Raw genomic sequence first — 25,844 nt, 5'->3', positions numbered from 1 at the left:
GCATCCCCCGATGGACCCTCTGTAGGGTATGTTCAGAGTACCACGATGGGTGCCTTTGGTCGCGAATTCTTTTGACACAACCGATATTCAGATATTGAAGCCGCACCGCGGGGTTGAACATAAACGAAGACGATTCACTTCATCAACCGGCGGCTGGATCTGTCAGCATCCCGGCGGCAGCCTCCAGTGTTGCCGCGAACGGCGTCTGGTCGAGGTGTACCAGCAGCACCGTCGTGGCCCCGGCCGCGGCGTAGCGGGCGACTCCCGCCCGCACGTCCGCCGCCGTGCCCAGTGCGGTGTAGGCGTCGACAAACCGGTCGGAGACCGCAGCGCGGCGCTCCTCGTGTGTGGACGCCGCGTCGTAAGCAGCGACATCGGTGCCGAAGCCGCAGCGACGCAGCATCGTCCGGTAGCGATCGGCGCCCAAGTAGTTGCAGGCATAACCCCGTACGCTCGACCGGGCGGTGTCCACGTCGTCGGTGGCGGCCGCGGGCATCGCGGCGACGACGTCGAAGCCCTTCATCGTGAGTCCGGCTCGTGCCCGCCCCTCGGACGCGGCCGGCACGATGTAGTCCCGCACCCATTCGACCGGCGTCATCCAGGTGATCAAGCCGTCTGCGATCTCCCCGGCCAGGCGTGCCATCCCGGTGCCGAGCACAGCGAGATAGAGCGGCAACCGGGTGCCGGGGTCGGGACGGACCCGGCCCCGCACCGGCTCGTTGCCCCACCGCGCGCTCGCCGGTGCCACCCGGCCGTCGAGCAGCGGGCGCAGCACCGTCACGTAGTCGCGCATGTCCGCAAGGGGATCGCCCATGCCGACCCCCCAAAGCCGCTTTCCCGCGGTGCTCGAGGACAGCCCGACACCGAGGTCGAGACGCCCGCCACTCGCGGCGGCGAAGGTCATTGCCTCGATGGCCATCGCTGCCGGGGGACGGGTGTAAATTGGGACGATTCCAGGCCCGATCCGGATGCGCGAGGTGGCGGCGAGTAGCCACCCCGCCGTGGCCAGCGCGTCCGACGATCCGTGCTGGGTGTAGGCGGCGGAATAGCCGAGTGACTCGGCGAAACGCACCCGCCGGATGTCCAGCGCGATCGAGGCGGGTGTTAACGGCGCTCCTGTCGCGTACGCGAGTCGGACGGTCGCTGGTTCGGTCACGAGATCACCTGCCTCGATCGAGTACGGGTCGCCGCAGTCCCGGCCCTACTCTTCTCGCGCTCATTTCGCAGCTCGAGAGTGGCGCAATAGGCCGCTCCTTCGTGGTATGTATCGGCGATGACCCATCCGGATTCGTCCGCAAGTAGTTTCAGTTCCTCGTATGTCAAGTAGATGTAATCGAACCACTCGGTACCGAGATCCCGCCAACGAAGGCGGTAGCGAGCCTGGCCCGGATATCGACCTGCCTCCAAATTTCGCTGGACATACGGCTTGGAAAATGCGCACATGGCTAGTGGCTCCACGGTGTCGCAGAGGATTCTGGTTTCTGGTGTGGCAAGGTCCCTGAAAGACCGCAGGATTGATATGGCTTTATCGGGCGTTGCGAGCAATCCGACGTTCTGTCCGAGCAGAAGAATTGTCTCGAATGTGTACGTGCTGAGCGCTTTCGGCGTTTCGTCGATGCTGACGAGGGCCGTGTGCTCGATGCCTCGAACAGCACAGACCTCGAGTGCCCCTTGGGAGGTGTCTGTCACAAGCACGGAAAGGCCTCGTTGCTGAAGCGCAAGCGCGTGTTGTCCTGCACCTCCTCCGATATCCAGAACCCGTCCTGTACTTCGACTCAGGGCCCATCGATAACGCTCCGCCCAGTCCGCTTCATCTTGGAGGAACGCGCCGATGTCGATTTCGATTATCAATCCGTCGTCTCGCTCGATGTAAAGCGGGAACTGTCTCTCGTGGCGAAATCCACCATGGATCATCAGCGCACGACCGAGTGGGTCGCCAATTCTCGGCCGGCATGGCGGGGTTTCCTCGTGTGAATCTGTCGAATGTTTGCTCGTCGACAACAGTCTCACCTCTGGACCGGTGTTCATCGCGCCGCTGAGCGCGAAAGGATTTGAAGGGAACTCGCCGCGGTTGGAGCAAGGTTGTCATGACGCCGAGTTGCGATATGGGCATAGCCAGTATGCGCTCGGCGGATGTGCTCGCCAAGGGCTGAGCGGTGCGGACCCGGTCGCGTCGTGCCGTACCCGCGCGGCGAGCCACGGCTGGTCCGCGCTCGCCGCGCCGCCGCGCGCGTTTACCTGGTACCACAGCGAAGACGATGTCCCCGCCGTAGGTCACATCGCCCACGCCCTCATCTTCCGCCGGACGGTCCTGCGACGCGGTGCGGTTGCATGCGGTGTGCCGAGACCGCCGACGGGAGGTGGCTGCGGTCGCTGACCTGAGCTTCGGCGGCCAGGAATCGTACACGTGATGCACGTGACGGGAATGCGAGAAGCTGATATTCATCGACGGCCGTATGCCGATCGAATTTCGTTGAACGTCTACTGGTGATTTCACCGATTCGCACCGGGGTATGAAAATTGTCCGATTGCTGGGGAATCGCGGACTCGGGCTGATTCATTCTGTATTCTTCCGGGATGGATGTGACCGTCGTCGTCATGGATGGAGTAGCCGATTTCGGTTTCACTGCCTTCCTGGAGGCCCTCGGAATGGCCAACGCATTACGTGACGAACTGCGGGAGCCACCCGGGCCGTGGCGAGTGCGAGTCGCCGCGCTCGGGGACAGCGTCCGCTCGGGTTACGGGCATACGGTGCCCACCATCCGACTCGACGATCTCACCGGCGACCTTGGCCTCGTGGTCGTCCCGGCCGTGAATGTGCTGGGCGCCGAAGCTCTGATCGACCTGGTTTCCGCTCCCGTGAATCGCGCCCTCCTGCAACGGATCCGAGATGCGCGAGCATCCGGATCCCACCTCGCCGCCGCCTGCACCGGGACCTTCTTTCTCGCCGAGGCCGGCGTCTTGGACGGTGCACGGGCAACCACCAGCTGGTGGCTGGGCCCCAGCTTTCGCAAGCGGTATCCGCGCGTCGGGCTCGACGAGAGCCTGACCTTGTGCCGGAGTGATCATGTGACTACGGCCGGGGCCTCGTTGTCACACCTCGATCTGGCGCTTTCGCTGGTTCAGGAGAAAAGTCCCGCTCTGGCCGAATTGGTAGGCAAGTACATGGCGGTGGGCAACCGAAGTACCCAGGCGAACTTCTCGATAGCGGAGGTCGTCGCTCGCGGCAACTCGCTGACCGCGGCTTTCGAACGGTGGGTTCGCGACCACGTCGATCAGCAGTTCAGTATCTCGCAGGCCGCTCACGGCCTCGGCGTCACCGAGCGCAGCCTGCAACGTGCCACGCACGCCGAACTCGGTATGTCTCCCAAGGATTTCGTCGACGACATCAGGCTCGAACGTGCCACACGGCTGCTGTGGACCACCGAACTGACCGTGGACGCTGTCGCCACGAAGGTCGGCTATCTCCACGCGGGCACCCTGCGCAGCCTGGTCCGGCGCCGTCGCGGCATGTCCATGGCCGAGCTACGGGCGGCCAGACGGCCCTGGTAGGCGAGCGGTGCCCGGCGCGGCCCGGCTACGGGTTGTCGGTGCGTTGTTCCGCGAACGATGGTGTTCCCGCGAGCCGGCCGCCGTCGATCGGGAGTCCGGCGCCGGTGACGAAATCCGCTGCGGGGCTGCACAACCAGAGGATTGCCTGGGCCACTTCCGCAGGTTGTCCGAGTCGGCGTAGCGGCAGAGTTCGCGCGACGCCCGCACGAGCCTGCGCACCCGCCCGCTCCAGGCCGTCGGTATGGATCGGCCCCGGAAGAACCGCGTTGATACGGATGCCGTCGGCCGCATGATCGAGCGCGGCGGTACGGGTCAGCCCGATGACACCGTGTTTGGCGGTCACATAGTCGGCGAGCCCGGCGACGCCCTGATCGGCTGCGGTGGAGGCCACGTTGACGATGCTGCCGCCGGCGGTCATCGCTGCGATCTCGTGCCGCAGACACAGGAAGACCCCGCGCAGGGTGACCGAGATCGTGGTGTCGAACTGCCGCGTCGACATCGCGGCCAAGGGCACGGGCCGACCGCCGTGGGCTGCGGCGTTGTTGACGGCCATGTCGAGTCGGCCGAACCGTCCGACTGCGGCCTCCACCAGCCGACCGACCGCGGTCTCATCGGTTACGTCGGTCGGGACGGCGTGGGCAGAACCTCCGCCGTCCGTGATCTCGTCACGCAGGGAATGGAGGGCGGCTTCGTCGCGGGAGGCGAGCACAGTGTGCACACCGGCGGCCGCGAACGCACGCGCTGTTGCCGCGCCGATGCCGCGGCCGGCGCCCGTGATCACGACGACGCGTCCGGTGAATGGATCGTCGAGGGCGGTGGGAGAATTGGTCATACGGAGAGCGTGCGGTGAGGCCTCGCGTCGAAGCATCGGCCATCTGGCCATCCGGCGGTGCGCGGTGGCGCGGTCGGTGGCAGCGCCGAGCCGCCGGCCAGGCTGCGCGGGTTGCGGATCCGCCTGGCCGGCATCGGTTCGGTTCGACACGCCGACCGCGGCCATCGACGCCGTCCTATGTTTCCGGGCGAGGCAGCCAACGCACGGTGCCGAGCAGTAGGCCGAGCATCGTGGGGAATCGCCCGATGGGGACCAGCGGCACGAGCGCGTCGCTGAACACGGCACCCGCCGACAGTGCGCAGAGGGCCGAGAGGATACCCATGGCCACGATCGCGGGTCTGCTGCCGCCGAGTCGGGTCAGGGTGAGCGCCCAGCCGAGGGTCACGCCGCCCAGCAGTAGCGTGTGCACCGGGCCGCCGAGAGCGAAGGCGGCGCGGCCCAGTGTCGCCACGGAGTCGGCGGAAGCGGTCGTTCCTCGGTTCCCGAGCAGCATGACGACCACACCACACGCGGCGAGCGCTACCGCTGCGGCTATCGCCGCGCTGCGGACCACAACGGGCCCGCGCCCCGCCGGCCCTGCGGCCGCGAGTCGGTGACCGAGCAGATCGCCGAATACGGCAACCGCGCCCGCCGCCGCCATCATCAGCGCCCCCGCCGCGATCACCGCCGTACGGTGGCCCGCCCACTGCTGAAGGTCCGTTGCGGGCGCTCCCGGCGCGGGCATGGTCCCGCCCCCGGCTATCGACGGCACGACCACGGAGAGCACGAACAACGCGAGGAAGCCGCACATGGCGGCGATCAAGCTCCGGTCACTGCCGCGGAATCCGGTGTGCGCCTTGGAAATGCGAGTGGACATTGATCACTGCCCCCGTTCGCAGGCTCGCGCGAGCGGAGCTACTGCTGCCCGAGCAATAGCGAGCTGGCCCGCGAGCGTGGGATGGACGCCATCGTCGCCCACGAGGTCCGGCGCCGCAGGTATACCGAATACGGTGGTCAAATCGACCACCGGGCCGCCGAGGCCGCGTATCCCGTCGGCGAGCAGCCGCACGTCGGTGTTGGCCCATGACGAGTGCCCGAATCGGAACGGCGGAAATCCGGCGACGCGGTCTTCGTCGACGGATGCCGGCGTGACCCAGATCCATTGCGGCGAGACCAGAGTCTGCGCGATCCGGCGCAGTTCCGACAGGTTGGCGAGCGAATCACCGAGGCTCACTTGGGTCTTCTGCGCGTCGGGCCCGACTCGTGTCACGTCGTTCCCACCTAACGCGCACACGACGACGTCGGGTTTCACAGCCGCCAAGGTTGCAGGCCACGATCGCAGAATCATGGCGGAGGTGTGGGCCGAGAGACCGCCGTTTACCAGCCGCACCGCGTGATCGGGTCGACGCAGACCGAGCGCGGCGCGGAGTATCTCGACCCAGGACTGCAGGTCATCGGTGAGGCTGTCGCCCGCTACCAGCACCGTGCTCGGACCCGTTGCGGCCCAGCGGTCTACGGCCGCTGTCTCGTCAGTGCCTGCCAGCAGCGTTTCGGCTCCCTCTCGTGCTGCGCGGACGAATCGCTCCCGGGCCGCCTGATAGCTCTCCGGCGAGAGCCCGAAGAGGGCGGGCTGCGCCTCGCGGATGCCGGGCAGGTACCCGTACGACTTGTCGAGGTGCGTGTACTGGACGAGTTTTCCGACGTCCGGACCAGGGTGCCGCCGATCTTCGATCGCGGTCGACTCCATGCTCATCGTGCGCTTGCTTCCTGTTGCGGGGCGGTCGGGATGGGGCCGGCCGCACCGAGCGGGCTGAACTGGATGGTCGCGAGTCGCCACTCGCCGTCTTGCCGGACCGCCGTGTGGGTCACCCGAAACCGGCCGTCGGCGGGACGCCCGGCGAACGTCGCCTCCTGGTCCTGGATGCCGATGACGACCGCCGCGTCGCCGTACTCGCGCACGGAGTCGGGCGCCCAGTCCAATCGCTCGATATGCAGGGCGTCGGGTGCGAACCGAGCGAGCCACTGCGTGCGGTCCAGGACGAAGCCCGCCGGACCCACGAGCGTGAAGTCGTCGGTCCCGAGTCGGTCGAGCAGTGCGCCGTCGCCGGCCAGCTCCGCTGTCACCCAGCGGCGGCACAGGGCCAGCACATTGTCGGTGGTTCCCATGATCATTCCTCTGTCATCAATGGATCACTGATTCCATGACCCTCGCTCGCAGACGTGCCAGAAAGCATCGGCCACATGGCTATTCCGAGCGGACGGGCGGCTCAGGCGCGGATGTCCTGGTCCCGTAGCAGAAAGGTCAGTGCCGTCCTGTTCGGTACGCCGAGTTTGGCGTACACGTGCGCCAGGTGTGCCTTGACGGTGCTGCGGCTCATAAACAGTCGATCGGCTATCTCGGGGTTGCTCAGCCCTTTCCCGACCAGCGCCGAAACCTCCACCTCGGTCGGTGTCAGCAAGCCGAGTACGCCTTCGGCGGTGCTGCGGGGTCCCCGCCCGCGAAGGAGGGCGTGTAGCACCAGGTCCGGGTCCGCTCGCTGGCCGCTCTGCCAGATCTCCTCGAACTCCGCCGTGCCGATTTCCGTGCGAATGCGCGCAACGAGCTGGGCATGTGACCGCGCGTCATCCGGAGGTCTCGGGTGTCCAGTCGTCGAGCGGATGGTATCGGCGACCGCGGCGAGCCGGAGTGCCTCGTCGGTGTTGCCGTTGTCGAATGCGAGTTCGCTCAGTCCGTCCAGAGTGGTCGCGTTACCCAGCGACAATCCGTTGTCTCGCCGCACGAGCAATGCCTGTAGACGAAGTTCGCGCGCCTGCGCTCGTTCGGCCGAAACCAGGCGGGCGTGCTCGTCGAGCAGGTCGGCGAGTTCGAACGGCGCACCGAAATCTGCCAGTAGGCGATGGCCACGCGTGGCCCACTGCTCCGCCTCCCGCGTCCGTCCGAGACGCCGGAGCACGCCCACCAAGCCGGGGACGCACCTGGCGGCGGTCCAGTCCGTTGCCCGATGCTGTAAGCGGTCCACGCCGCGTGTGAACCAGCCGAGCGCCTCGTCGAGGTCGTCCAGCCACAGATGGGTCAGCCCCAACGGGACCACCAGGCCGACGGCGTCGGCCTCCTTGGCCCTGCTCAGCGCGTCCACCAGGGGTTCCAACAGCCGCAACGCACCAGCCAGATCGCCGGACACCGCCAATGCGTGCGCGGTGTTGCCCGACAGCGTGCCGGTGGCGAAGTAGTCACCCAGCGGAGCGGCCAGCTCGATCGCCTGCCTGCCCGTCTCGACCGCAAGGGCCACGCGGCCGTTGGTCAGGTGCGTGTATATCCCGACGCCGGCGGCGAATCCCCCGCAGAACCGATCACGACGCCGCCGTGCGCGCTCGGCGATCCGGTGCGCGAGAACGTCCGCTGCACGGTTACGTCCGCGCGTCACCAGGGAGTATGCCTCGAGCACGCCTGCCCAGTCCGCCGCGAAATCATCACCGTCGGCAGTGGCGATCGACCGGGCCGCGGCCGCTGTCGCCGCGCAGTCGTCGAAGTCGACGAAGAAGCGCGCGAACGCCGACGCGGCAAGGCAACGCCCGCGGGCCTTTTCGTCATCCACCTCACGGGCCAAGGCCACGCCATGCTCGGCTGCTTCCGCGACCTCCGACAACTGCCCGGTGGCCATGGCCAACAAGGCGCGTCCGGCGTGTAGTCGCGCGGTGACACTCGTTCGATCGTCGGGCCGTGTGGCCAGTGCCCGGTCGATGGCCCGCCGACCGAAATCGATCTCGCCGCTGACCAGCCATGCCTCGGCCATCACCGCGGCCAGCTGCCGGGCGCGGTCAGGCTCGGGACCGGTCGCGGTACGGTCCAGACAGGTGGCGATATCGGCGCGGTGGGCCGCGAGAACGGTGCGCCACCGGTCTTGGTCTTCGGCCATGCCCCACTGCGCTCGTTCCGCCAAGGCGAGGTGGAAGTCGAGATGGCGGTCGCGTATGGCGTCGGACTCGCCCGCGGCTTCGAGGCGTTCCACGGCGAATTGGCGGATCGTATCGAGCATGCGATAGCGCAGCTCCCCCTGCGTCTCCACCGTCAGCAGCAGCGAGGCGTCCAGCAGTCGGGCCACACCGCGCAACGGGATGCCGAACGAGCCGATCGTCTCCTCGTCCCCTGCCACCGCGGCGGCCGCCTCCAGCGTGAACGGACCGCTGAACACTCCGAGCCTGCGAAACAATCGCTGCTCCGGCGCGGTTAGCAAATCGTGACTCCAGGCCATGGACGCCATCAGAGTTCGGTGGCGCGGGGTGGTGCAACGAGGCCCTTCGACGAGCAACTCGAGCGCGTGGTCCAACCCCGCGGTGATCTGGGACAGCGACAGCGCGCGGACCCACGGCGCCGCAAGCTCGATCGCCAGCGGCAGATGATCCAGCCGCGCACAGATCGCCGCCACTCTTTCGGAATCCTGCGCGACGTCGAAATCCGGAACCACCAGACAAGCACGGTCTTCGAACAATCGCGTCGACTCGGACGGACGCAGCGGCGGTACCCGCCACACGGTCTCGCCACGGATGCCAAGCGGCTCCCGGGTTGTCGTGAGGACCGTGATTTCCGGGCACTCCCGCAGGATCGACTCCACCAGCTCCGCTGTCGGTATCAGCAGGTGCTCGCAGGTGTCGAGCCACAACATCAGGCGACGGCGGGACAGCGCCGCTGTCAAGGCGGCGAGTTCGGTACCGCCGGGCTCCAGGCTCACGCCGGCCGCGGCCGCCACTGTCGTGGTCAGCATGTGGGCGTCGGCCAGCGGACCGAGATCCACCTCCACGGTGGGGTCGGGCCATTGGTTCCGGAGTTCGGAAGCCAGTCGATTCGCCAAGCGTGTCTTCCCGCAGCCGCCGACGCCGGTCAGAGTGACCAATCGCCGATTCCGGAGCACCCCGACCAACTCTGCCAACTCACGCTCTCTACCCACGAAGCTGGTCAGATCGACCTGCGAACTATTCACGTGCCTGGCCTGTCCACAATAAGAGAATGCCACCGATAAAGAGATATGGACAGCGGAACTACCGGTCCCACTACCGAATTCCGATCCGTGCGGATCATGACTGGCGATTCGACGGATACGCAACGTGCTGGGCGCCGGTATCGTCACCGATTCTCGGTACGAGCATATGCCTACACCAGGCAGCCTTCGGGGTGAAAGGAAACGTGTTGTGAAAATATCGAAGCGGGCTGCCATAGCCCTGGCTGCGAGCGGCGAGACGCTCGTGGTCTCGCTCGCCGCGCTGGTCTTTCTGAGCCCCTCCGCCTCAGCCGACAACTGGAAATGGTTCGAGTGCGGCGGGCACAGCTATCAGTGGTGCCAGCAATCCAAGACCACGCTCGCACGTGAAGGGAACAGGACGCAGGCGATCAATTGGCCCGACCGGGGCTGTACCGCACCGCCGGAGTCGTATGCCTGTCGCATGGGCTTCTGGTACTACGGGTAGCGGGACGCCGTGGTCGGTGACGGCGGTGCAGGTGGGTAACACGACGTGCTGTCGGTTATCGCCGATCCGATACGGCCGCAGAAGAATCAACGCCCGATTCTGCCGATTGAACCGCTGACCTCGGCTGTGTCACCGCCGTGGTGATCCACCGGTCCCTTGGAACCGGCGATTTCACCGATATGGCGTTTACCGCTACCGGAGTACCATCTCGACGGCGAGGCATCGATCTCGTGACCGACTTCAGAAGGAGCCTCAGCTGTGTCACTGGTCCGCGTCCAGAACTTCGCCATTTCGCTCGACGGCTACGGCACCGGCGAGGGGCGGAGTCGTGAGGCACACTTCGGCCACGCGGGCGACAGGTTGCACGAATGGGCGTTCGACACCAAATGGTGGAAGGCCGGGGGTAGCGACGGTGTCGACAACAGCTTCATTCAGCAATTCGATCGGGGGATCGGCGCCGAGATCATGGGTGCGGGGAAGTTCGGCCACCCGGGGTGGCACGAGGAGCCGGACTGGAAGGGCGCGTGGGGGCCGAATCCGCCGTTCCACACGCCGGTCTTCGTCCTCACCCATCACTCGCGCCCGTCGATCGAAATGGAGGGCGGCACCACGTTCCACTTCTTGGATGCCTCGCCCGCCGAGGCGGTCGAGGTGGCCCGGAAGGCGGCGGACGGCAAGGATATCCGGATCGGCGGAGGTCCTACCGTGATTCGTGAGTTTCTGGCGGCCGGGCTGGTCGACCACATGCACGTCGTGGTGGTCCCGATTCTGCTCGGGCGGGGCGTGCGCCTCTGGGAGGGCCTGGAGGGACTCGAGCAGGACTACCGGGTCGAGGCCACCTCCTCGCCGAGCGGTGTCACACATATGACTTTCACTCGCGTGAAATAGCCGAACACAGGGCGTGCTGTACGGTCGCGAAAAAGAGCAGGAGGTATTGACCGACCTGTTGCACCGAGCGCGGACCGGACGTGGTGCTGCCGTAAATCTGACGGGGGAGCCGGGAATCCAGGCTGTGTTCGGGCTCGCCGCGGGCCCGGCCCCCGAACGATTCGCGGTCGGTCTCGCGACCCTCTCGCTGTTGTCGAACCTGGCCTCCGAGCAGTGATGCCGGTGTACACACCCGATTGGGTGGAGGCAGCCGTTCAAGCACACAGACCGACTTGGCCGTCAAGGCTCTGGAACCGCTGCGCCGGTGCGCGGCGGCGGCGCGGTGCGAGGCTTTGCTCGCTGGGCCCGAAGGCGCTGAGGAGGCGTTTCGGCGCGCACTCGAGCTGCACGAAAGCGATGAGCAGCCAATGGAATTCGCTCGGACCGAATACCGTGCGAGGGCACGGTCGCACGGACCCTACCCGCCGGTACGACCACCGGTACTCGGCTCGTCGACGAGGGCCTGTTTCGCCCCGGCTCCGTGCAGGACATCTCGGGTGAGTTCGGCGCGCGAGCTGACTCCCATTTTCACGAAGACCTTCCGCAAGTGGTAGTCGATCGTTCGCGGACTGAGGAACAGCTGAGCCGCGATCTCGCGGTTGGTGAGCCCGGCGGCGACGGACTCGACGATGCGGGCCTCCTGGGGCGTGAGGTCGGCGGCGCGGTCGGTGACCGGGGTCTTGCGCGTTTCGCCCGCGGCCCGCAGTTCGTCGCGTGCGCGGTCGGCCCATGCTCGGGCGCCGAGCGATTCGAATGTCGCCAGGGCGATGCGGAGCGGATCGCGAGCCTCGGTGGGGCGGCGTTCGCGGCGCAGGTGCTGTCCGAACAGAAATTGGGTCCGCGCGTGCTCGAGCGGTTGATCTGTGTGCGCGTGGAGGCCCAGGGCGCGGCGGAATTCGGTGGCGGCGGTGTCGCCGGAGGACGTCAGCGCGCGGCATCTGGCTGCGAGAGCACTGAGGTCGGGCCGGTTCGCCGTGTCCGCCCACCGCGTGAATGCGGCGAGCGGCTCGGCGATCAATTCCGGCCGGCCCGCCGCCGTCGCGGCTTCGACCAGGTCGGGAACGTTGACGATCGCCAGTCCGAGATAGGAACCGCTCGAAGGCGATTCGAAATGTGCCAGCGCCCGGACGGGGCGGTCGGCGGCAAGGTCGAGCAGGCCGAGCGCCCGGTGGGCGATGACGACGGCGCCGGTCATGCCCCGGGCCGAGCCTTCGGCGATCACTCCGAGAGCCAGATCCTCGGCCGATTCCTCCTGGCCGCGCAGCGCGGCCAGCATGGCGAGCGAGCCGCGCAACGCCAGTCCGGCGTTGATCTGTCCCGTTTCCTCCGCGATCTGGCGACCTTCTTCGGCGGCTGCCTCCGCCGAGCGGAAGCGGCCCGCCGCGAGATCGTCGCTTGCCACCCGCCACAGGGCCCAGGGCAGGAACACTGCGGCGCCGAGCCGCCGGGCATGCTGCGTCGCGAGCCTGCACAACCGCCGCGCTCGATCCTTGTGGCCGAGGCCCAGCATGAACCCACTGGCCCACCACAACTGGGCCGGATCGGTCAACTGCTCCACCGCGTCGAGATCCCCGGCCGCCAATCCGGCGTCCTTTCCGGAACGGACCCGGCAGCTGCCGCGAAGCAGGCGCGCGAGGACATCCTCGACCTCGTTACCGGACGGCGTGAGCCGCTCGGCCGCGGCGGCGACCTCTGCCCAGGCGTCGGCATTCGCGCAGAAGGCGGCCTCGTTGTACAGAACCAGCAACGGAAGTGCGAGGGCGACACTGGTTTCGGCCGCCGGGGCGAGGATCGGTCGCAGCAGTGACATCGCTGTCGAGGGATTACCGATGTGCAGTTCCAGCGACGCTTGCAGCCAGAGGACATCCCATCGCCGGGGTTTGTCGCGCTGATCGTGGCCGTAGATGCCCGCGAGCATCGTGGCGGCGCGGTCGAAGTCGCCGCTGGTCCACCAGGCCGCGGCGGATTCGAAGCTGCGCCGGGACCGCTGTCGGCCGGGGGCGCTCAGCTCCGCGCTCCGCGCGAGCAGCGCCGCCGCGGTCGCCGAACTGACGCGGGCCGCGCGGTAGGCCGATCGTTCCAATTCGGCGGCGGTGGCCTCGTTTTCGCCGTCGGCGGCTTGTCCGAGGTGCCACGCGCGCCGTTCGGCCGCGTCGTCGTCGGCTTGCAGCGCGATGGCCAAGGCGTGGTGTGCCTGTCGGCGTTCGTCCGGGTCGGCGCCGTGGTAGACCGCCGACCGGATCAGCGGATGGCGGAATGCGATCACCGAGGCCTCGTCCATGGCGAGCAGATCATCGAGTGCGTCGAGCCCGGCCGACGTCCATTCCACGGCGGGAGCGAGCACGGCGAAAGCGCGGCGCAGCGTGGTGTAGTGCGTGCGGCCGTCGGCTGCGATCAGCAGCATGAGTTGCTGCACAGGCGCACTGAGACGTTGCACCCGACGCAGGAACGCGTGCCGCAACTCCTCGGCGAGCGGCAGTGGTTCCGGCATGATATTCGCACGGAGCACCTCGGCCGGGAAGCTCCCGCAGCGCCAGCGGGTTCCCGACCGCCGCGTCCAGAATCGTCTCCTGCTGGGCGGCGGACAATTCGGCGCCGGCGCGTTCGAGCAGCAGGTCCCGTGCCGACTCGCGATCCAGGCCGGTCAGGGGCACATCGAAGACACCGCTGACCGCCGGCGGGTACTCCTCGGTGCGGGTCGCGATCAGCACCGCGACTCGTTCGGTCGCCAACCGGCGCGCCACGAACTCGAGCACGTGCAGCGACGGCCGGTCCGCCCACTGCGCGTCATCGACCAGGCACACCACCGGCTGTTCGCCGGCCAGTTCGGAGAGCAGCGAGAGGGTCGCCACACCGACCAGGAAACGATCCGGTGTTGCACCGGCCGCCAGCCCGAAAATCGTGCGTAGCGCTCCGGCTTGTGGCGCGGCCAGCCGATCGATCCTGTCGAGCGCGGGCGTGACCAGCCGATGCAGCATCGCGTACCCGAGGTCGGATTCCGGTTCGACACATGTCACGCGGAGCACGCGCATCCCGTTCACGCGGTGCACGGCGTCGTTCAGCAGCGCGCTCTTGCCGATCCCCGGATCCCCATGTATCAGAGCCGCGCCGCCGTGGCCGATCATGGTGCAGCGCAACAGATTTGCCAGTAACGCCCGCTCTCGCTCGCGGCCGCGCAGGACCGGATCGGTTCCTTTCACCATCATGTCTTCGAGCCGGGCCACAAGCAGAACCTATGGCCGACCTCCGGCAAGCGGTAGTGTCGGAACCGACACCTTCCGCACCATCCGCGACATGGACCCCTTTCCGCCGGGTTCGTCACTGCTCGGACCGGTCCTGCCGGGAACCGAACCGCTTGCGAGATATCTCCGCGTGGGCCACACGCCGCAGGACGGCCAGCAGGGCATCGCCGAGGACGGTTCCGACGACCGCGCCTTCGACCACGGCATCGACCGAACCCAGGCGTGCGACCCCGCGGATGTCGGCGGCGGCGACGCGATCGGCGGATTCCGCGTAGCACGACAACGCGTCGAGCACCCATTCGTGCCCGACCTCCCGGAAGGTGCAGAGCACCCCGACCAGATCCTCGATCAGCGCTGACTGCGGCGGCGGCCGCCAATCACGTTCGGCCAGTACGGGTTCGATCAGGCGCATCGCCCATGCCCGGTCCGCGTCGTCGACCCGCACCCGCGGCGCGGGCAGACCGTGCTGGGCCAATCCGAGGATGTCGTGGGTGGAAGTCTGGGGCTCGTCGACGGCGGCGAGGACCTCGCGCACGTCGGCGACCGACAGCCCCCCGATCTCCATCAGCGCACGGACCAGTTTGAGGCGCCGGACGTGTGCGGCGCCGTAGCGGGCCTGGTTGGGGCTGGTCAATTCTCCAGGGGGAAGCAGACCTTCGCGTTGGTAGTACTTGATCGTCGCGACCGCCATCCCGGACTCCCGGCTCAGTTCTGCCATCCGCATGCCCGAGGCGACTCTGGACTCCACCATGCGGATAGTGTAGCTTCCCATTATGGATAGACAAGCTATCCGCTAGGGAACGGGACACGGATTCACATGTACAAACCACTTCTCGTGCTTGCCGCGATCTACCTTGGCGCCATTGGACTTTCGCTGATTCTCGTGCCGGTGCAGTTCGGCGTCGACGCCGTGCCCGAGGACGCGTCGCCGCAATTGATCGCATTGCTCCGGCTGTTGGGCGGGCCGATGCTGGGCATCGCCGTACTGAACTGGATGGCGCGCAAGGCCGCACCGGCGTCGATCCGGAACACGGTCATACTGGCGAATCTCGTCGGCTTCGGCGTGGTCGCCGCCAACGACGTGTGGGGCGTCGCCACCGGTGAGGCGCGCGATCTCGCCAAGCTCTTCCTCGTCGTGCACCTGGCGTTCGTGGTCGCCTTCGTCACCGCGTGGGTGCGGGCGGGCGGAAACCGGCTCTCCGCGCCTCGTGGATAGGCCCGCAAGATGTCGGCGAAACGACCTCCGATGCCAGGACGACGTGCCCGGTTGGACGAAGTTCCCGCAGGTGGCGACCCGTTCCCAACTCTGATCGAGGCTAGTCTGGCACCCGTGCTGGTTGGTCGCGAGAAGGAACTGGCGGCGGTGGCGGCCCTGCTGGAGCAAGCCCGCGCCGGGCAGGGCGCGGCCGTCATCGTGCACGGCGAGCCCGGAATCGGGAAGACCGTGCTGCTGGACAGTCTCGCCTCCGAAGCCGCCGGAGTGCGGGTGCTGCGCGCGACGAGCGTGCCGCAGGAGTCCGAATTCGGTTACGCCACACTGCATCAGCTGCTGCTACCGGTTTTGGGCGAGGTCGATCGATTGCCGGAGCCGCTCGCGGCCGCGCTGCGCGTCGTCTTCGGGCTCGCGGCAGGCTCGGTGCCCGACCCGTTCCTGGTCGGACTGGCGACGCTGTCGCTGCTGTCGGATCTGGCCGGAGATCGGCCCGTGCTGTGTTCGGTCGACGATGTCCATTGGACCGACCAGCCCTCGATGGGTGTGCTGGAGTTCGTCGCGAGACGGCTCGACACGGAACCGATTGTGCTGGTGCTGGCTTCGAGAACGGACGAACGTCCGCCGCTCGTGGTACCGGGCGCACTCGACCTGCCATTGCGCGCACTGGACCGCGAAGCGGCCGGTCGGCTGCTGCTCGAGCGGACCGGTTCGCGACTGTCGTCGGCCGAGCGGGATGTGGTCCTGGACGCGACCGCGGGCAATCCGCTGGCGATCATCGAGCTTCCGGCCGAGGTCATCCGCGACGGTGTGCCGCCGTCCACGCCACTACTCCTCGCCGACCGGTTGCGGGCGGCGTTCCGGGCGCGGGTGGAGCAGCTCACCCGGCCCCGGCAGCGGCTGCTGCTGCTGATCGCGACCGCCGGGCAGCTCCGGCGGGCGGTGTTGGCCCGTGCCGCCGACGAATTCGGTTCGGCGGCAGGAGAACTCGATGCGCTGGACGAATTCGTCGTCGAGACGGACGCGGCGACCATCGCGTTCCGCCACCCGCTGATCTGCTCGGCCGTCTACCACGGCGCCACCGCCTCGGATCGCCGGGACGCGCACCGGGCGCTGGCCGCGGCGACGGGCACTGCCGCCGACGAGATCGAGCGCCGCGCTTGGCATCTGGGGCAGTCGGTGGACGGACCGGACGAGGAAATCGCCGAGCAACTCGATCGAGCCGCCGACGGAACCGCCCGGGTCAGTTCGGCCACCTCCGCGGCGTTGTTCGCGCGGGCGGGCGAGTTGAGCACGGACGGACCGCGGCGTTCGCGGCGGTTCTACCGATCGGCCGCGGCCTGGTGGAACGCCGGGGACCTCGACCGTGCCGGCCGGATGCTCGAACTGATCGACCGGGAGGGCCGGCTCGGCGAGTCGATGCACCGGGATGTGACGTGGTTGCGCGCGTCGATGGAGTTGCACACCGGCATGCCCGCGGATGCGGTCGCCATGCTCCGCCCGCTGATCCCGGCGGTGCTGGAAACCGAACCGCGACAGGCCATTCCACTGCTGATGCTGTTCGGCGAGGCCGGCTACCACGCGAATATGCCCACGGCGTCGTCGGAGATCGTGGAGATCGCGGAACAACTCCCGCTCACGGGGACCGATAGCCACGACGCGCTGCTCAGACTGTTCCGCGGCGCGTTCCGGGTGCGTGCGGGAAAGCCCGACGGCCTAGCGCCCGCGGACAAGGAAATTGTGGCGGGACTTACCGATCCCGCCCTGCTGTGCTGGGCGAGCGGAATTCTGTGGGGCCTCGGCGACCGGGAGCTGGGCCGGCAGCTGAATCGGGCGGCCGTGCGGAACGCGCGGCGCGTCGGCGCGGCGGGGCTCGTGGTCTGGGCCTTGGAACGGGTGGTGAGCGACGACATCGCCGGTGGGAGATTTCGTTCGGCGGAGGCCTCGGCGGAGGAGGGGTATCGGCTCGCCGAGGAGATCGGGCAGTCCAACGCAAGCTGCTGGCATCGCAGCGCCCTGGCCTTGGCGGCGGCGCTGCGGGGACAAGAGCAGCGGGCGCGTGACCTCGCCTACGAGGTCCTGGCCGAGGCGGTGCCGCGTCGCCTCGTGGATATCATTCTCACCGCCAGACGGGCGCTCGGTCTGCTCGATCTGGCCGCCGGTCGAGCCGATGCGGCCTTGGCGAATCTCCAGCCTCCCGGCGACTTCGATCATCCGGGGATGCTGCTGGTGCAGACGCCGGATTTGATCGAGGCAGCCGTGCAAGCGGGCAAGACCGAGCTGGCCGTCCGTGCGCTCGAACCGCTCGTTCGCCGGACCGCCTCGGCGAATTCCCCCGAACTGGGCGCCTTGGCGGCGCGGTGCCAGGCACTGCTCGCCGCGCCCGATTCCGCCGCGGACGACTTCCGTCGCGCGCTCGCGCTGCACGAATACGGTGATCAGCCAATGGAATTCGCCCGAACCCAGCTGTTGTTCGGCGAGTACCTGCGTCGTCGTCGGCGCAAGGCCGAGGCCCGCCCGCCCTTGCGGGCCGCGTTCGAGACCTTCCGATCGCTCGGCGCCACCGCGTGGGCCGAGCGTGCTCGCCGGGAACTGCGCGCGGCGGGGGAGATGGTGGAGTCCGCCCCGGAATTGATCCTGACCGACAAGTTGACGCCACAGGAAATACGCATCGTCGAAGCCGTCGCCGCCGGTCTCACCAATCGTGAGATCGCGGCGCAGATGTTCCTCAGCGCCCGGACCGTCGACTACCACCTCCGCAAGATTTTCGACAAGCTGAAAATGCGATCGCGCGGCGAACTCATCCGCGCGGCCCTCACCGAGCGAGCCGCGCCGCGCTCGGCTCAATTTACCGGCGATCCTGCCGATCCGAAGTATGCGTAGTTGTCGCTACGCTGCGAACACAGGGTCGAAAAAGGGGCCCATGAGCTTGCGGATTCATGTCCTGGAGTGACCAGGAAAAGCACCGAGGTTTGCCATGGCCAGAAAATCGCCGGTCGTGCGCCGTCTGAGCGACGGCAGCATAGCTGTCTACTTCACCGTCGTCGGCCCCGACGGAGATCTCAACGCGGGGCGTCTGACGTACGAGCCCGGCGACGACGATTTCGAATTCTGGGCATCGATGGCGTCGTCGTACGCTCCGGACCGCTTGTGAAACGCGCTCTCGCTGGTGTCACCGCAGTATGTCGGCCACGGGTCGCATTCGGTCCCGCCAGTCGCGGGGAGGCGGGTTCGATCCCGGCGGTGCGAGGGAGTTCCACGGGGTGCGATGCACTCCCGAGGCCCATTGGTCGGTGTCTGTGGCGGCGACGATCGCGGCTCGGGCATCGCGTATGCGCTGTGGGTCGGTCGGGTCTGCCAGCAGTCGGTCGACGTGCTGCTGGACCCGCATCGCGTGGTCGTTGCCGATCCAGGTCAACATCCGGGCGGCGCCGTTCTGGTCGATCCCGCCGAGACCCGATCCGGTCGGTGCTGGATCTCCGCTGGCCAATGCCTGCAACGCTTGGATTTTGCGTTGTGCTGGATTGGTCATGTAGTCATCGACCCATGCTCGCTGCGGGCCGCCAGGTGTGCCGCCGTCCAGCGTGACCCCGCCGGGATTGGCTCGGCGATATCGGAAGGTCGACGCTTGCAGTGTTGCCAGGTCGGCGGCTGTTTCGGTCGCGTCGCCCCGTCCGCGTGCGACCAGGTTGGCCGAATGCTGTGCGCGCTGCATTGCCGCGACGACGTGACCGAGGTGTTTGTCAGCCAGTGTTTCGTCCTCGGCGTTGGCGTCGACGATGCCCCAGGAACGCACGCCGTATCGGATGAGCCTCTGGTCGGTGAAACCGGCTCCCAGCAGTGCGCCCTGGGCGTCGGCGAGTGTCCCGCCGCGGTCTTGGACGCCTTGCAGCGCCGCGGCCACGCCTTTGATGGTGTTGAGGCCGCCATATTGTGTCGCGCCCTCGCGTGCGGCTTCGGCGAACTGCTGGCGGTTGAGGTAGGACTGGCGATACCAGCCCTGTGTACCGCCGAAGCCTGGACTGTTCCACACGTCCCAGCTGGCGAGTTGCGCTTTTCGTTCGGTCCTCGCGAATGGTCGCAGCGGTGAGCGTGTCCGTCCGGCCAGCCATTCGGTGGCCGGTGAATTGCTTATCGTGCTGAACGCGCCGAGCCCGGCCAGCAGGCCGGTCGTGAGTGATCCGTTCGCGCGTGTGGTCCCCATTCCCATGACGGCGCCGGTCATGCCGCCGCCGGGCTTATCCCCGAGTGCGGCCCCTGCCAATCGCTGCGACATCCAGTCGTGACCGCGATCCATGCCCTTGCTCAGCCGTGCCAATTGGAAGATCGCGACGACCATGACGACGGCCGCTATGAACATCACCGAGGTGACCTGTCCCGGCGCCTGCCGGAAAAGATTGCCGATGAACAACGTGTAGATGCCGACGAACACGATATAGGCGAACATTCGCACCGCACCGATCAGTGCGTCGGTCACGTCACGAATCAGGGCGATCTGGGTCGGGCCGTAGACGAAACCACCGAACGCGAATCCGAAGATGGCGCGGAATAGGTGATAAATGGTGCGCATCGTCGAGCTGAAGACCTTCCCGGCCAGATACACCGAGAACCCGAGCAGGACGACCGCGGAAACCAGCAGGATCAGTCCCGCTCCGACCTGGCCCATTCCGGGGTTCTTCGCGTGCACGTAGGCCTCCTGGTCACCGCACGCGCGCATGGCCTCCAGGACTCTGTCGCCGCTGCCCGACCGCAGTCCCGCGGTCCACCCGACGCTGCAGGCCGGCCGCTCGTCGATGACGTGCCCGAAGTTCCACACCTGCACCGGTCTACGCGCGAAATTGTCGGCGAGCGTCTCCTGCATCGTCGCCACCACCTGGTCGGGATCCGGGTTGCTGTTGCCGTTCACCCCGGCGGCGACCGCGATCCCCACATCGCGGGCCTGCGCGAAGAACCCGTCGGCCGACAGCACCTCGCCCAGCGGATCCGCGAGGAACACCGGGCCCAGCACCGCGACGATGAACATCGTCACCACCTGCACCTTCGCTTTCGCGAAAAGGCCACGGATGAGGAAGATCCCCACGACGAGGGCGCCCATGGTGACCCCGGTGAACAGCGCGGCCGTCGTCGCGACCTGGCCTGTCATCCCTTCGGCCACGCCCTGCAGCGCCACGCCCACCGTGCTCAACCAGCCGAGCCCGAGAACGAAGCCGATCATCCAGATCGCGGAGGTCACGATCGCCATATAGCCCACGAACTCCAGCTCGAGCAGGGCTGACACAACCGTTTTGCCCGGATTGAAAAGGCTGTAATCGGTCACGATCGAATAATTCGACAGGGAGACGCCCGAAGAATCGCGCACATCCATCCATGCAAGTTCCTGGTTCGCGGACGCCCCGGACTGAGCGGTGGCAACCGCCCCGACGATTCCCGGGAATACGAACAGGGCGATGAAGACGATATAGACCTTGACAGCCCGCCGACTCGTCAACGAGACCGAGAAACTGATGCCGCCGATTTTGCGTGCCTTTGGTGCGCGCTCTGATTCCGTTCGACTCCGTGAGAACCGGAGTGTCGATCTCATCACCTTATCGAACCTTGCTCGCTCGAAAGCGCTCAAACTGTGATCATGGTTTGCTCAAACATCGATGGATGGCAGAAAGTACCGGCTGGAATTATCGTCGTCGATTCAGCCGTACCGAGCGGTTCGCCATGGGTCGGATGGCGAAAAATAGCTAACGTGACCGTAGTCGCCTGGGTGGTATGCCGGAAAGCTCACGTTCCGCGCAATGCTCTACCAGTGCGGGAAGGTAGTCGCGTACTGCTGCCTTCGATAAACGATCATGAATTCGTGTCACAGTTGCTGCTACGGTCTCGAAAGGCGTTTCGGGATGACTCGCGGCGAGTCGTGTGACAACGAAATTGATCTTTGCGTGTTCGTCGTTCCGCATGGCCGTCCTCGTGCCGGGATGGAAGCACTATACCGCTGTCTAGCGGCCCGGTGGGCGACGGACCATTAAATTGTGCAAGACCGGGTCCGATACTGGTGATTTCGCCCATCCGGCGCTTCCTCCCGGCCGAAGACTGGCGATTCGCGCGGTGCGCGTGGGCGGCAGGACCTTCGACAATGTGGACGTGAGCGGGGTGATGTGGGTCGATCCGGAGCCACTGCGGGCGCGGGGTGCGGCGTTCCAGGAGGTCGGCGATCACCGCGCTGCACGATCTCGCCGCCGCGCTACAAGGTTTCGGCACACAGGTGTCCGGTGCCGCCGACAGGGTGGCGACCGTCGACTCTCACCACCGATTACCCCGCTGGTTCAGCGGATCCCGCTGCCAGTCCGGTTCCGTCGGCCGGTTCGGGAGGTGCCGACGGAGGCCGCGTGCCGGCAGACGGTAACCCGTCCGACCCCGAACCTATGACAGAGGGCGATCGGCCCGACCCCGCGGGAGAGGGGCTGGACGGTGGGCGCGGGAACGCGGCGGACGAACCGACGGACTCGGACGAGGCGCAGGGTGGTGGCGCCGGACCGAGCGGCAGAATCTACCGGGAATTTTTCGCATAGCTGGGCCGACCACTGGGATCGCTGGGTGGCGTTGCGTTTCGGGGGGCCGCGGCCGCGGGTAGGCGAAGACCGGCGGTTCCACTGATACCGCGGTGAGGCTCAGCGGCGCACACTGAGCACGCCGGATACCGACTGATCGGTTGCTCGAGTCGGATTACGGGTCCGGGCAGATTCATTCAGAGTTAGATGAGGAATTCCGAAATGGAATGTGCGCATCCGAAATCCGCTCTCGTGGCGCGTCCCTTCGATTCCGCGGCCGTGATCGGGCGCCAGGGACAGATTCTCACCCCGTGTATCACGCACAGCCGGTGTGGCACGACCAATATCTCCGCTGGGCTGGTGAACATGCCGCCGGGAAAATCGTCCAAGGCGCATTATCATGCGCGTTCGGAAATCATTGTCGTATGCACCGAGGGTCATGCGGCAACATTGATCGGACCTGACCTGGTTCCGTACTTCCACGGCCCCGGTGAATTCATGTACATCCCGGAAGGCGTGGTCCACGTCGCCGTGAACCTCAGCGCGACGCATACGCTGATCGCCGTGGAGATGAGGACGGATCCGGAATTCGATGACGACGTCGTGCTGTCGCCGGAATATGATATCCGTGCGCAGGCGATGGCTGCTGAGCTCCGTCACTCCCGTTTCGCGGCGGTGTAGGAATGGCACATCGGAGATACAGCCGGGCCGCGGCCGCGGCCCGGAGTGGACCGATCGACGAGATCTTCGCCGTGCTGGCCCGTCAGCCCGACGTTGTCTCCTTCGCGGTCGGGTCTCCGGATACGGACTTGCTGCCGGTCGACCTGATGCCCGAACTCGTGCGGAGAGCCGCCGCGAAGTTCGGGCCCGCGATCCTCCAATACGGTATGACACAGGGATTCGGCCCGCTGCTCGGGCATGCCCGAGAACTCCTCCGGAAACGCGGTATTTCCTGCTCCGGCAGAGCAATCCATATCGCAACGGGCGGGTCGGGCGCCCTGCACAACCTCTGCATGGCACTGCTCGACGAAGGTGATGTCGTCTTGGTGGAATCGCCGACCTACGGGCCCGCCGTCAAGAGCTTCCGAAGCCACGGCGCGACCGTGCGCGAGGTAGCGTGCGATGAGTTCGGCATTGTGCCCGAAGCGCTCGCGGAGGCGCTGTCGCCCGAGGTCGCCTTCCTCTATACCTTGCCGACCTTTCAGAATCCGACCGGTCGCACCGTGCCGGCCGTGCGCCGGCAGCAGATCGCGGAGATCGTTCTCCGCCGCGGCGCCCTGGTGATCGAAGACGACGTGTACGCCGACCTGCGATACCACGGTGATCCGGTTCCCGCACTGTGGTCGTACGCGCCGGAGAACGTCGTCTACCTCACCTCGTTGTCGAAGACCTTCGCGCCGGCCGTGCGGATCGGGATCGTCGTGATCCCGGAGCGGCTGTCGGACGGCACGCTGGCGCTCAAACAGAACATCGATATGCAGACCTCGACACTCTGTCAGGCCGTGGCGACGGAGTTTCTCGAGAGCGGGTACGCCGAAGCGCATCTCCGGCGAATCATCGGCACCTACTCGGCACGGCTCGATACGCTCGTCGCCGCGCTCGATCGTCATTTCTCGCCCGAGTTCCGCTGGCAGAAGCCGGACGGTGGCATGTTTCTCTGGCTGGAGGGGCCGCCGGAATTCGACGCGGATACCGCCGTGGATTCCACGCTCGAACAAGGCGTCGCCTATCTTCCCGGCAGCGTGTTCTATGCCGAGGACGGCCACCGCCATCGCCACACGATCCGTTTGAGCTTCGCCAACGTGGCCGACCGTGATATCGACCGTGGAATCAAGCAGTTGATGACGGTGTTCGAGGAGCGCGGATGATCGTGGACGAGATCATCGACCTTCGATCGGACACCGTGACCAGACCGACCGACGCCATGCGCCGGGCGATGGCCCGCGCCGACGTCGGAGACGATTGGTACGGGGACGACCCGACAGTGAACCGGTTACAGGATCGGGTCGCCGAACTCACCGGCAAGCCGGCGGCGGCCTTCCTGCCCACTGGGACCTTGTGTAATCAGATTGCCATGCACGCCTTCGTCCGATCGGGGCATTTCGTCGTCTGCGAGGCGCGGTCCCACGTCTGCGGTATGGAATCGCATTCGTCCGCGGCGCTTTCCGGTATCGCCTTCCGGCGGGTCCAGGCCCGCAGTCACGGGCAGCTCGCCCCGGAGGATCTCGACCGGTCGCTGGCGCCGGATCCCTACGACGTGGGGCATGTCGACCTGGTAGTTCTCGAGAACACACACCAACTCGGCGGTGGCTGGCCCATGCCGGTGGACTCGGTGGCCGAACTCGCCTCGGTGGCCGCCGCTCATCGCGTTCCGCTCTACCTCGATGGCGCTCGCCTGTTCAACGCGTGCGCGGCGACCGGCGCGACGGTGGCGGAGTACGCCGCACATTCCGATGCGTTGATGCTCAGCCTTTCCAAAGGCATGGGTGCCCCGATCGGTTCGATTCTCGCCGGAGACGCCGAATTCATTCGCGAGGTCCGCAGGCTGAAGATCCTGTTCGGGGCGGCTTGGCGGCAGGCGGGATCGGTCGCGGCCGCCGGGCTCGTCGCGCTGGACGAGGGCCACGACAGATTGATTTCCGATCACGAGAACGCCCAGCGGTTGGCGGCGGGTATCGCCGAGATGCTGCCCGGCGCGGTCGATCCGTCGGAGGTTCCGACGAATATCGTGTTCGCCGAGGTTTCCGGTACCGGTTGGACGCCGCGGCAGTGGGTGGCACGCCTCGAATCCCACGGAATACTGGCGACCTCGGTGCCAGGCCGTGTGCGCATGCTCACCCACCGCGACGTCACCACCGCACAGATCGACTTCGTGCTCGCCGCATGGAAGCGGCTCATTGTGGAGAACGGCTCATCGTTCGCATCACCTCGGCCGTATGGTCGTCCGCAGGGTTGAGCACATGGAGAAGGTGCAGGGGTGCGTCGACCGGCCGAAATCGCACCGAATCGAACTCCAGTGTCGCGTAATTCGGCAATTTCATTCGTACTCCAGGAGTTGCGGCCGGTTCGACGGTGTCGTGACGTTCCCAGAATGTCCGGAACTCGGGGCTCGAAGTCAGCAGCGCATCCAAGAGGCTTTCGAAATATGGATCGCCCATAAGTTTGACATGCGCGACCCTCAGGACCGCCGGCCACACCGGAGCCAAATCGTCCCAATCGGGATATTTGCTACGGCGAACGGGATCCATGAAGAAGCGCCATATGTGGTTCCGGGCAAACCGGCCCTCGTAGGCGTCGAATTCGAATACGATTTCTGCCAGATAGTTGTATGCCTCGACATCCCACGAGGGATCGACGAGGATCGCGGGGCCGGCCCGAAAGCCGCTCACGGTTTCGCGTATGGTCCGGTCGGCGACACCCGATGTTCCGGTCTCCACGCTCGTCGGCAAGTCGGCGAGGGAGAAAAGATAAGCCGTGTCGCTCGGTGTGAGACGCAGCGCCTTGGCGATCCGTCGCAAAGTTCCCGGCGACACCCGAATATCACGTCCTTGTTCGAGCCATGTGTACCAGGTAACTCCGACTCCGGCCAGCGCGGCTAATTCTTCGCGCCGCAACCCGGCAGTGCGTCGGCGCTGCCCTCCCGGCAGTCCCACCTCTTCGGGTGAAATCGCACCACGACGCGCCATGAGAAATCGGCGAATCTCCCGACGTCTGGCGAGACCGTCGTCTTCCGTGGCCTTCAACCGCACCTCTCCGCTCGGCAATACATCGATTACCTGAGCAGGGTAACGCCTACGTAAGCCGAGGTCGGGCCGCGCCGGTCGCCTGAGACCGCGCCGGTGTGATCGACGGAGGGAATGCAACCGCCTTTCTCCTCGGAGTTTGCCCGAAACGTCGCAGACTTCGGTGCGGAACCTGGAGCGAAGAAGACTAGTGATCTTACTGATTCGGCCACTGGACAACGGGATCGTCGCCGGCATCATAATTTATACGTAACCATAGGCATCATTAACCTGTGGGTAACTTATCCTGGTGTTTTTACTACCAGCATAAGTTACTGACTTGTTCCACCGGCTGGCGTTCCGCGAGTATTGGCTCGA

At 66.6% G+C, this 25,844-nt stretch carries 23 protein-coding genes; 10 read left to right on the top strand and 13 right to left on the bottom strand.

Going from position 1 to position 25,844, the window contains the following annotated elements:
• Positions 1–142: 142 nt before the first annotated feature.
• Entirely contained in the window at positions 143–1,156 is a 1,014-nt protein-coding gene (locus ACFMRZ_RS09600; protein ID WP_400178800.1) for an LLM class flavin-dependent oxidoreductase, read from the bottom strand.
• Positions 1,153–2,001 carry a class I SAM-dependent methyltransferase gene (locus ACFMRZ_RS09595; RefSeq protein WP_400178799.1) on the bottom strand — a complete coding sequence of 283 codons (849 nt, stop codon included), beginning with the start codon at positions 1,999–2,001 and terminating at the stop codon, positions 1,153–1,155. The genes ACFMRZ_RS09600 and ACFMRZ_RS09595 overlap by 4 nt, the downstream gene beginning before the upstream one ends.
• Positions 2,002–2,577: 576 nt before the next feature.
• On the opposite strand from ACFMRZ_RS09595, the gene ACFMRZ_RS09590 reads away from it, so the two are divergent.
• Entirely contained in the window at positions 2,578–3,552 is a 975-nt protein-coding gene (locus tag ACFMRZ_RS09590; protein WP_400178798.1) for a GlxA family transcriptional regulator, read from the top strand.
• 25 nt (positions 3,553–3,577) lie between these two features.
• Here the strand turns inward: ACFMRZ_RS09590 and ACFMRZ_RS09585 are convergent, their stop codons facing one another.
• From ACFMRZ_RS09585 to ACFMRZ_RS09565, 5 genes are all read right to left on the bottom strand, one after another.
• Positions 3,578–4,384, bottom strand: a complete 807-nt coding sequence (locus ACFMRZ_RS09585) for an SDR family NAD(P)-dependent oxidoreductase (protein WP_400178797.1) — start codon at positions 4,382–4,384, stop codon at positions 3,578–3,580.
• A gap of 175 nt (positions 4,385–4,559) precedes the next feature.
• Positions 4,560–5,240, bottom strand: a complete 681-nt coding sequence (locus ACFMRZ_RS09580; protein WP_400178796.1) for a hypothetical protein — start codon at positions 5,238–5,240, stop codon at positions 4,560–4,562.
• A 3-nt stretch (positions 5,241–5,243) separates the two neighbouring features.
• On the bottom strand, positions 5,244–6,116 hold the full coding sequence (locus tag ACFMRZ_RS09575; RefSeq protein WP_400178795.1) for an SGNH/GDSL hydrolase family protein: 873 nt from the start codon (positions 6,114–6,116) through the stop codon (positions 5,244–5,246).
• Positions 6,113–6,529: a nuclear transport factor 2 family protein gene (locus ACFMRZ_RS09570; protein ID WP_400178793.1), complete on the bottom strand. Its 417-nt coding sequence runs from the start codon at positions 6,527–6,529 to the stop codon at positions 6,113–6,115. The genes ACFMRZ_RS09575 and ACFMRZ_RS09570 overlap by 4 nt, the downstream gene beginning before the upstream one ends.
• Positions 6,530–6,630: 101 nt before the next feature.
• The gene (locus ACFMRZ_RS09565) at positions 6,631–9,489 is read right to left on the bottom strand and encodes a LuxR C-terminal-related transcriptional regulator (protein WP_400178792.1); all 2,859 of its coding nucleotides are present in this window, start codon (positions 9,487–9,489) and stop codon (positions 6,631–6,633) included.
• 61 nt (positions 9,490–9,550) lie between these two features.
• Between ACFMRZ_RS09565 and ACFMRZ_RS09560 the strand changes: the two genes are divergently transcribed.
• The 3 genes from ACFMRZ_RS09560 (at position 9,551) to ACFMRZ_RS09550 (ending at position 10,931) form a co-directional block, all read left to right on the top strand.
• Entirely contained in the window at positions 9,551–9,826 is a 276-nt protein-coding gene (locus tag ACFMRZ_RS09560) for a hypothetical protein (RefSeq protein WP_400178791.1), read from the top strand.
• A gap of 258 nt (positions 9,827–10,084) precedes the next feature.
• Positions 10,085–10,714 carry a dihydrofolate reductase family protein gene (locus tag ACFMRZ_RS09555; protein WP_400178790.1) on the top strand — a complete coding sequence of 210 codons (630 nt, stop codon included), beginning with the start codon at positions 10,085–10,087 and terminating at the stop codon, positions 10,712–10,714.
• 46 nt (positions 10,715–10,760) lie between these two features.
• A complete protein-coding gene (locus ACFMRZ_RS09550) occupies positions 10,761–10,931 on the top strand; it encodes a hypothetical protein (protein WP_400178789.1) in 171 nt (56 codons plus the stop codon).
• Between the two features lie 240 nt (positions 10,932–11,171).
• Here the strand turns inward: ACFMRZ_RS09550 and ACFMRZ_RS09545 are convergent, their stop codons facing one another.
• From ACFMRZ_RS09545 to ACFMRZ_RS09535, 3 genes are all read right to left on the bottom strand, one after another.
• A complete protein-coding gene (locus ACFMRZ_RS09545) occupies positions 11,172–13,157 on the bottom strand; it encodes a LuxR C-terminal-related transcriptional regulator (RefSeq protein WP_400178788.1) in 1,986 nt (661 codons plus the stop codon).
• Positions 13,045–13,977: an AAA family ATPase gene (locus ACFMRZ_RS09540; protein WP_400178787.1), complete on the bottom strand. Its 933-nt coding sequence runs from the start codon at positions 13,975–13,977 to the stop codon at positions 13,045–13,047. Before ACFMRZ_RS09540 ends, ACFMRZ_RS09545 begins: the two co-directional genes overlap by 113 nt.
• A 94-nt stretch (positions 13,978–14,071) precedes the next feature.
• The gene (locus tag ACFMRZ_RS09535; protein WP_400178786.1) at positions 14,072–14,746 is read right to left on the bottom strand and encodes a MerR family transcriptional regulator; all 675 of its coding nucleotides are present in this window, start codon (positions 14,744–14,746) and stop codon (positions 14,072–14,074) included.
• Positions 14,747–14,830: 84 nt separating this feature from the next.
• Between ACFMRZ_RS09535 and ACFMRZ_RS09530 the strand changes: the two genes are divergently transcribed.
• The 3 genes from ACFMRZ_RS09530 to ACFMRZ_RS09520 all read left to right on the top strand — a co-directional run bounded on the left by ACFMRZ_RS09530 (position 14,831) and on the right by ACFMRZ_RS09520 (position 18,359).
• Positions 14,831–15,211 (top strand): hypothetical protein, encoded by a 381-nt coding sequence (locus tag ACFMRZ_RS09530; protein ID WP_400178784.1) that lies wholly within the window; start codon positions 14,831–14,833, stop codon positions 15,209–15,211.
• 114 nt (positions 15,212–15,325) lie between these two features.
• Complete coding sequence (locus tag ACFMRZ_RS09525; RefSeq protein WP_400178783.1) at positions 15,326–18,088, top strand: AAA family ATPase; 2,763 nt, start codon at positions 15,326–15,328, stop codon at positions 18,086–18,088.
• A 94-nt stretch (positions 18,089–18,182) separates the two neighbouring features.
• A complete protein-coding gene (locus ACFMRZ_RS09520; RefSeq protein ID WP_280276403.1) occupies positions 18,183–18,359 on the top strand; it encodes a hypothetical protein in 177 nt (58 codons plus the stop codon).
• 18 nt (positions 18,360–18,377) lie between these two features.
• Here ACFMRZ_RS09520 and ACFMRZ_RS09515 read toward each other — a convergent pair whose 3' ends face one another.
• Both ACFMRZ_RS09515 and ACFMRZ_RS09510 read right to left on the bottom strand, forming a co-directional pair.
• Positions 18,378–20,522 (bottom strand): hypothetical protein, encoded by a 2,145-nt coding sequence (locus tag ACFMRZ_RS09515; protein ID WP_400178782.1) that lies wholly within the window; start codon positions 20,520–20,522, stop codon positions 18,378–18,380.
• Positions 20,523–20,937: 415 nt separating this feature from the next.
• Positions 20,938–21,153, bottom strand: a complete 216-nt coding sequence (locus ACFMRZ_RS09510) for a three-helix bundle dimerization domain-containing protein (RefSeq protein ID WP_400178781.1) — start codon at positions 21,151–21,153, stop codon at positions 20,938–20,940.
• Between the two features lie 798 nt (positions 21,154–21,951).
• Between ACFMRZ_RS09510 and ACFMRZ_RS09505 the strand changes: the two genes are divergently transcribed.
• Genes ACFMRZ_RS09505 through ACFMRZ_RS09495 form a run of 3 tightly spaced genes read left to right on the top strand, consistent with a single transcriptional unit; the run spans position 21,952 to position 24,700 of the window.
• The gene (locus ACFMRZ_RS09505; RefSeq protein ID WP_400178780.1) at positions 21,952–22,425 is read left to right on the top strand and encodes a cupin domain-containing protein; all 474 of its coding nucleotides are present in this window, start codon (positions 21,952–21,954) and stop codon (positions 22,423–22,425) included.
• Between the two features lie 2 nt (positions 22,426–22,427).
• Positions 22,428–23,612, top strand: coding sequence for a PLP-dependent aminotransferase family protein (locus ACFMRZ_RS09500; RefSeq protein ID WP_400178779.1), 1,185 nt, complete (start codon positions 22,428–22,430; stop codon positions 23,610–23,612).
• On the top strand, positions 23,609–24,700 hold the full coding sequence (locus tag ACFMRZ_RS09495) for a threonine aldolase family protein (RefSeq protein WP_400178778.1): 1,092 nt from the start codon (positions 23,609–23,611) through the stop codon (positions 24,698–24,700). Before ACFMRZ_RS09500 ends, ACFMRZ_RS09495 begins: the two co-directional genes overlap by 4 nt.
• Here ACFMRZ_RS09495 and ACFMRZ_RS09490 read toward each other — a convergent pair.
• On the bottom strand, positions 24,639–25,487 hold the full coding sequence (locus tag ACFMRZ_RS09490) for a helix-turn-helix transcriptional regulator (RefSeq protein WP_400178776.1): 849 nt from the start codon (positions 25,485–25,487) through the stop codon (positions 24,639–24,641). The two genes, ACFMRZ_RS09495 and ACFMRZ_RS09490, sit on opposite strands and share 62 nt — an antisense overlap.
• Between the last annotated feature and the right edge of the window lie 357 nt (positions 25,488–25,844).

The sequence above is a fragment of the Nocardia sp. N2S4-5 genome, from assembly GCF_044628355.1.
GTDB classification, from domain to species: Bacteria; Actinomycetota; Actinomycetes; order Mycobacteriales; family Mycobacteriaceae; genus Nocardia; species Nocardia wallacei_B.
This window is presented reverse-complemented; position numbering and strand designations above follow the sequence as displayed.

Bases quoted from the DNA above. Each gene is read 5' to 3' on its own strand.
- ACFMRZ_RS09590 (WP_400178798.1), top strand. From the start codon at position 2,578: ATGGATGTGACCGTCGTCGTCATGGATGGAGTAGCCGATTTCGGTTTC.
- ACFMRZ_RS09585 (WP_400178797.1), bottom strand. From the start codon at position 4,384: ATGACCAATTCTCCCACCGCCCTCGACGATCCATTCACCGGACGCGTC.
- ACFMRZ_RS09580 (WP_400178796.1), bottom strand. From the start codon at position 5,240: ATGTCCACTCGCATTTCCAAGGCGCACACCGGATTCCGCGGCAGTGAC.
- ACFMRZ_RS09575 (WP_400178795.1), bottom strand. From the start codon at position 6,116: ATGAGCATGGAGTCGACCGCGATCGAAGATCGGCGGCACCCTGGTCCG.
- ACFMRZ_RS09570 (WP_400178793.1), bottom strand. From the start codon at position 6,529: ATGGGAACCACCGACAATGTGCTGGCCCTGTGCCGCCGCTGGGTGACA.
- ACFMRZ_RS09545 (WP_400178788.1), bottom strand. From the start codon at position 13,157: ATGCTGCTGATCGCAGCCGACGGCCGCACGCACTACACCACGCTGCGC.
- ACFMRZ_RS09535 (WP_400178786.1), bottom strand. From the start codon at position 14,746: ATGGTGGAGTCCAGAGTCGCCTCGGGCATGCGGATGGCAGAACTGAGC.
- ACFMRZ_RS09520 (WP_280276403.1), top strand. From the start codon at position 18,183: ATGGCCAGAAAATCGCCGGTCGTGCGCCGTCTGAGCGACGGCAGCATA.
- ACFMRZ_RS09510 (WP_400178781.1), bottom strand. From the start codon at position 21,153: ATGCGGAACGACGAACACGCAAAGATCAATTTCGTTGTCACACGACTC.
- ACFMRZ_RS09505 (WP_400178780.1), top strand. From the start codon at position 21,952: ATGAGGAATTCCGAAATGGAATGTGCGCATCCGAAATCCGCTCTCGTG.
- ACFMRZ_RS09500 (WP_400178779.1), top strand. From the start codon at position 22,428: ATGGCACATCGGAGATACAGCCGGGCCGCGGCCGCGGCCCGGAGTGGA.
- ACFMRZ_RS09495 (WP_400178778.1), top strand. From the start codon at position 23,609: ATGATCGTGGACGAGATCATCGACCTTCGATCGGACACCGTGACCAGA.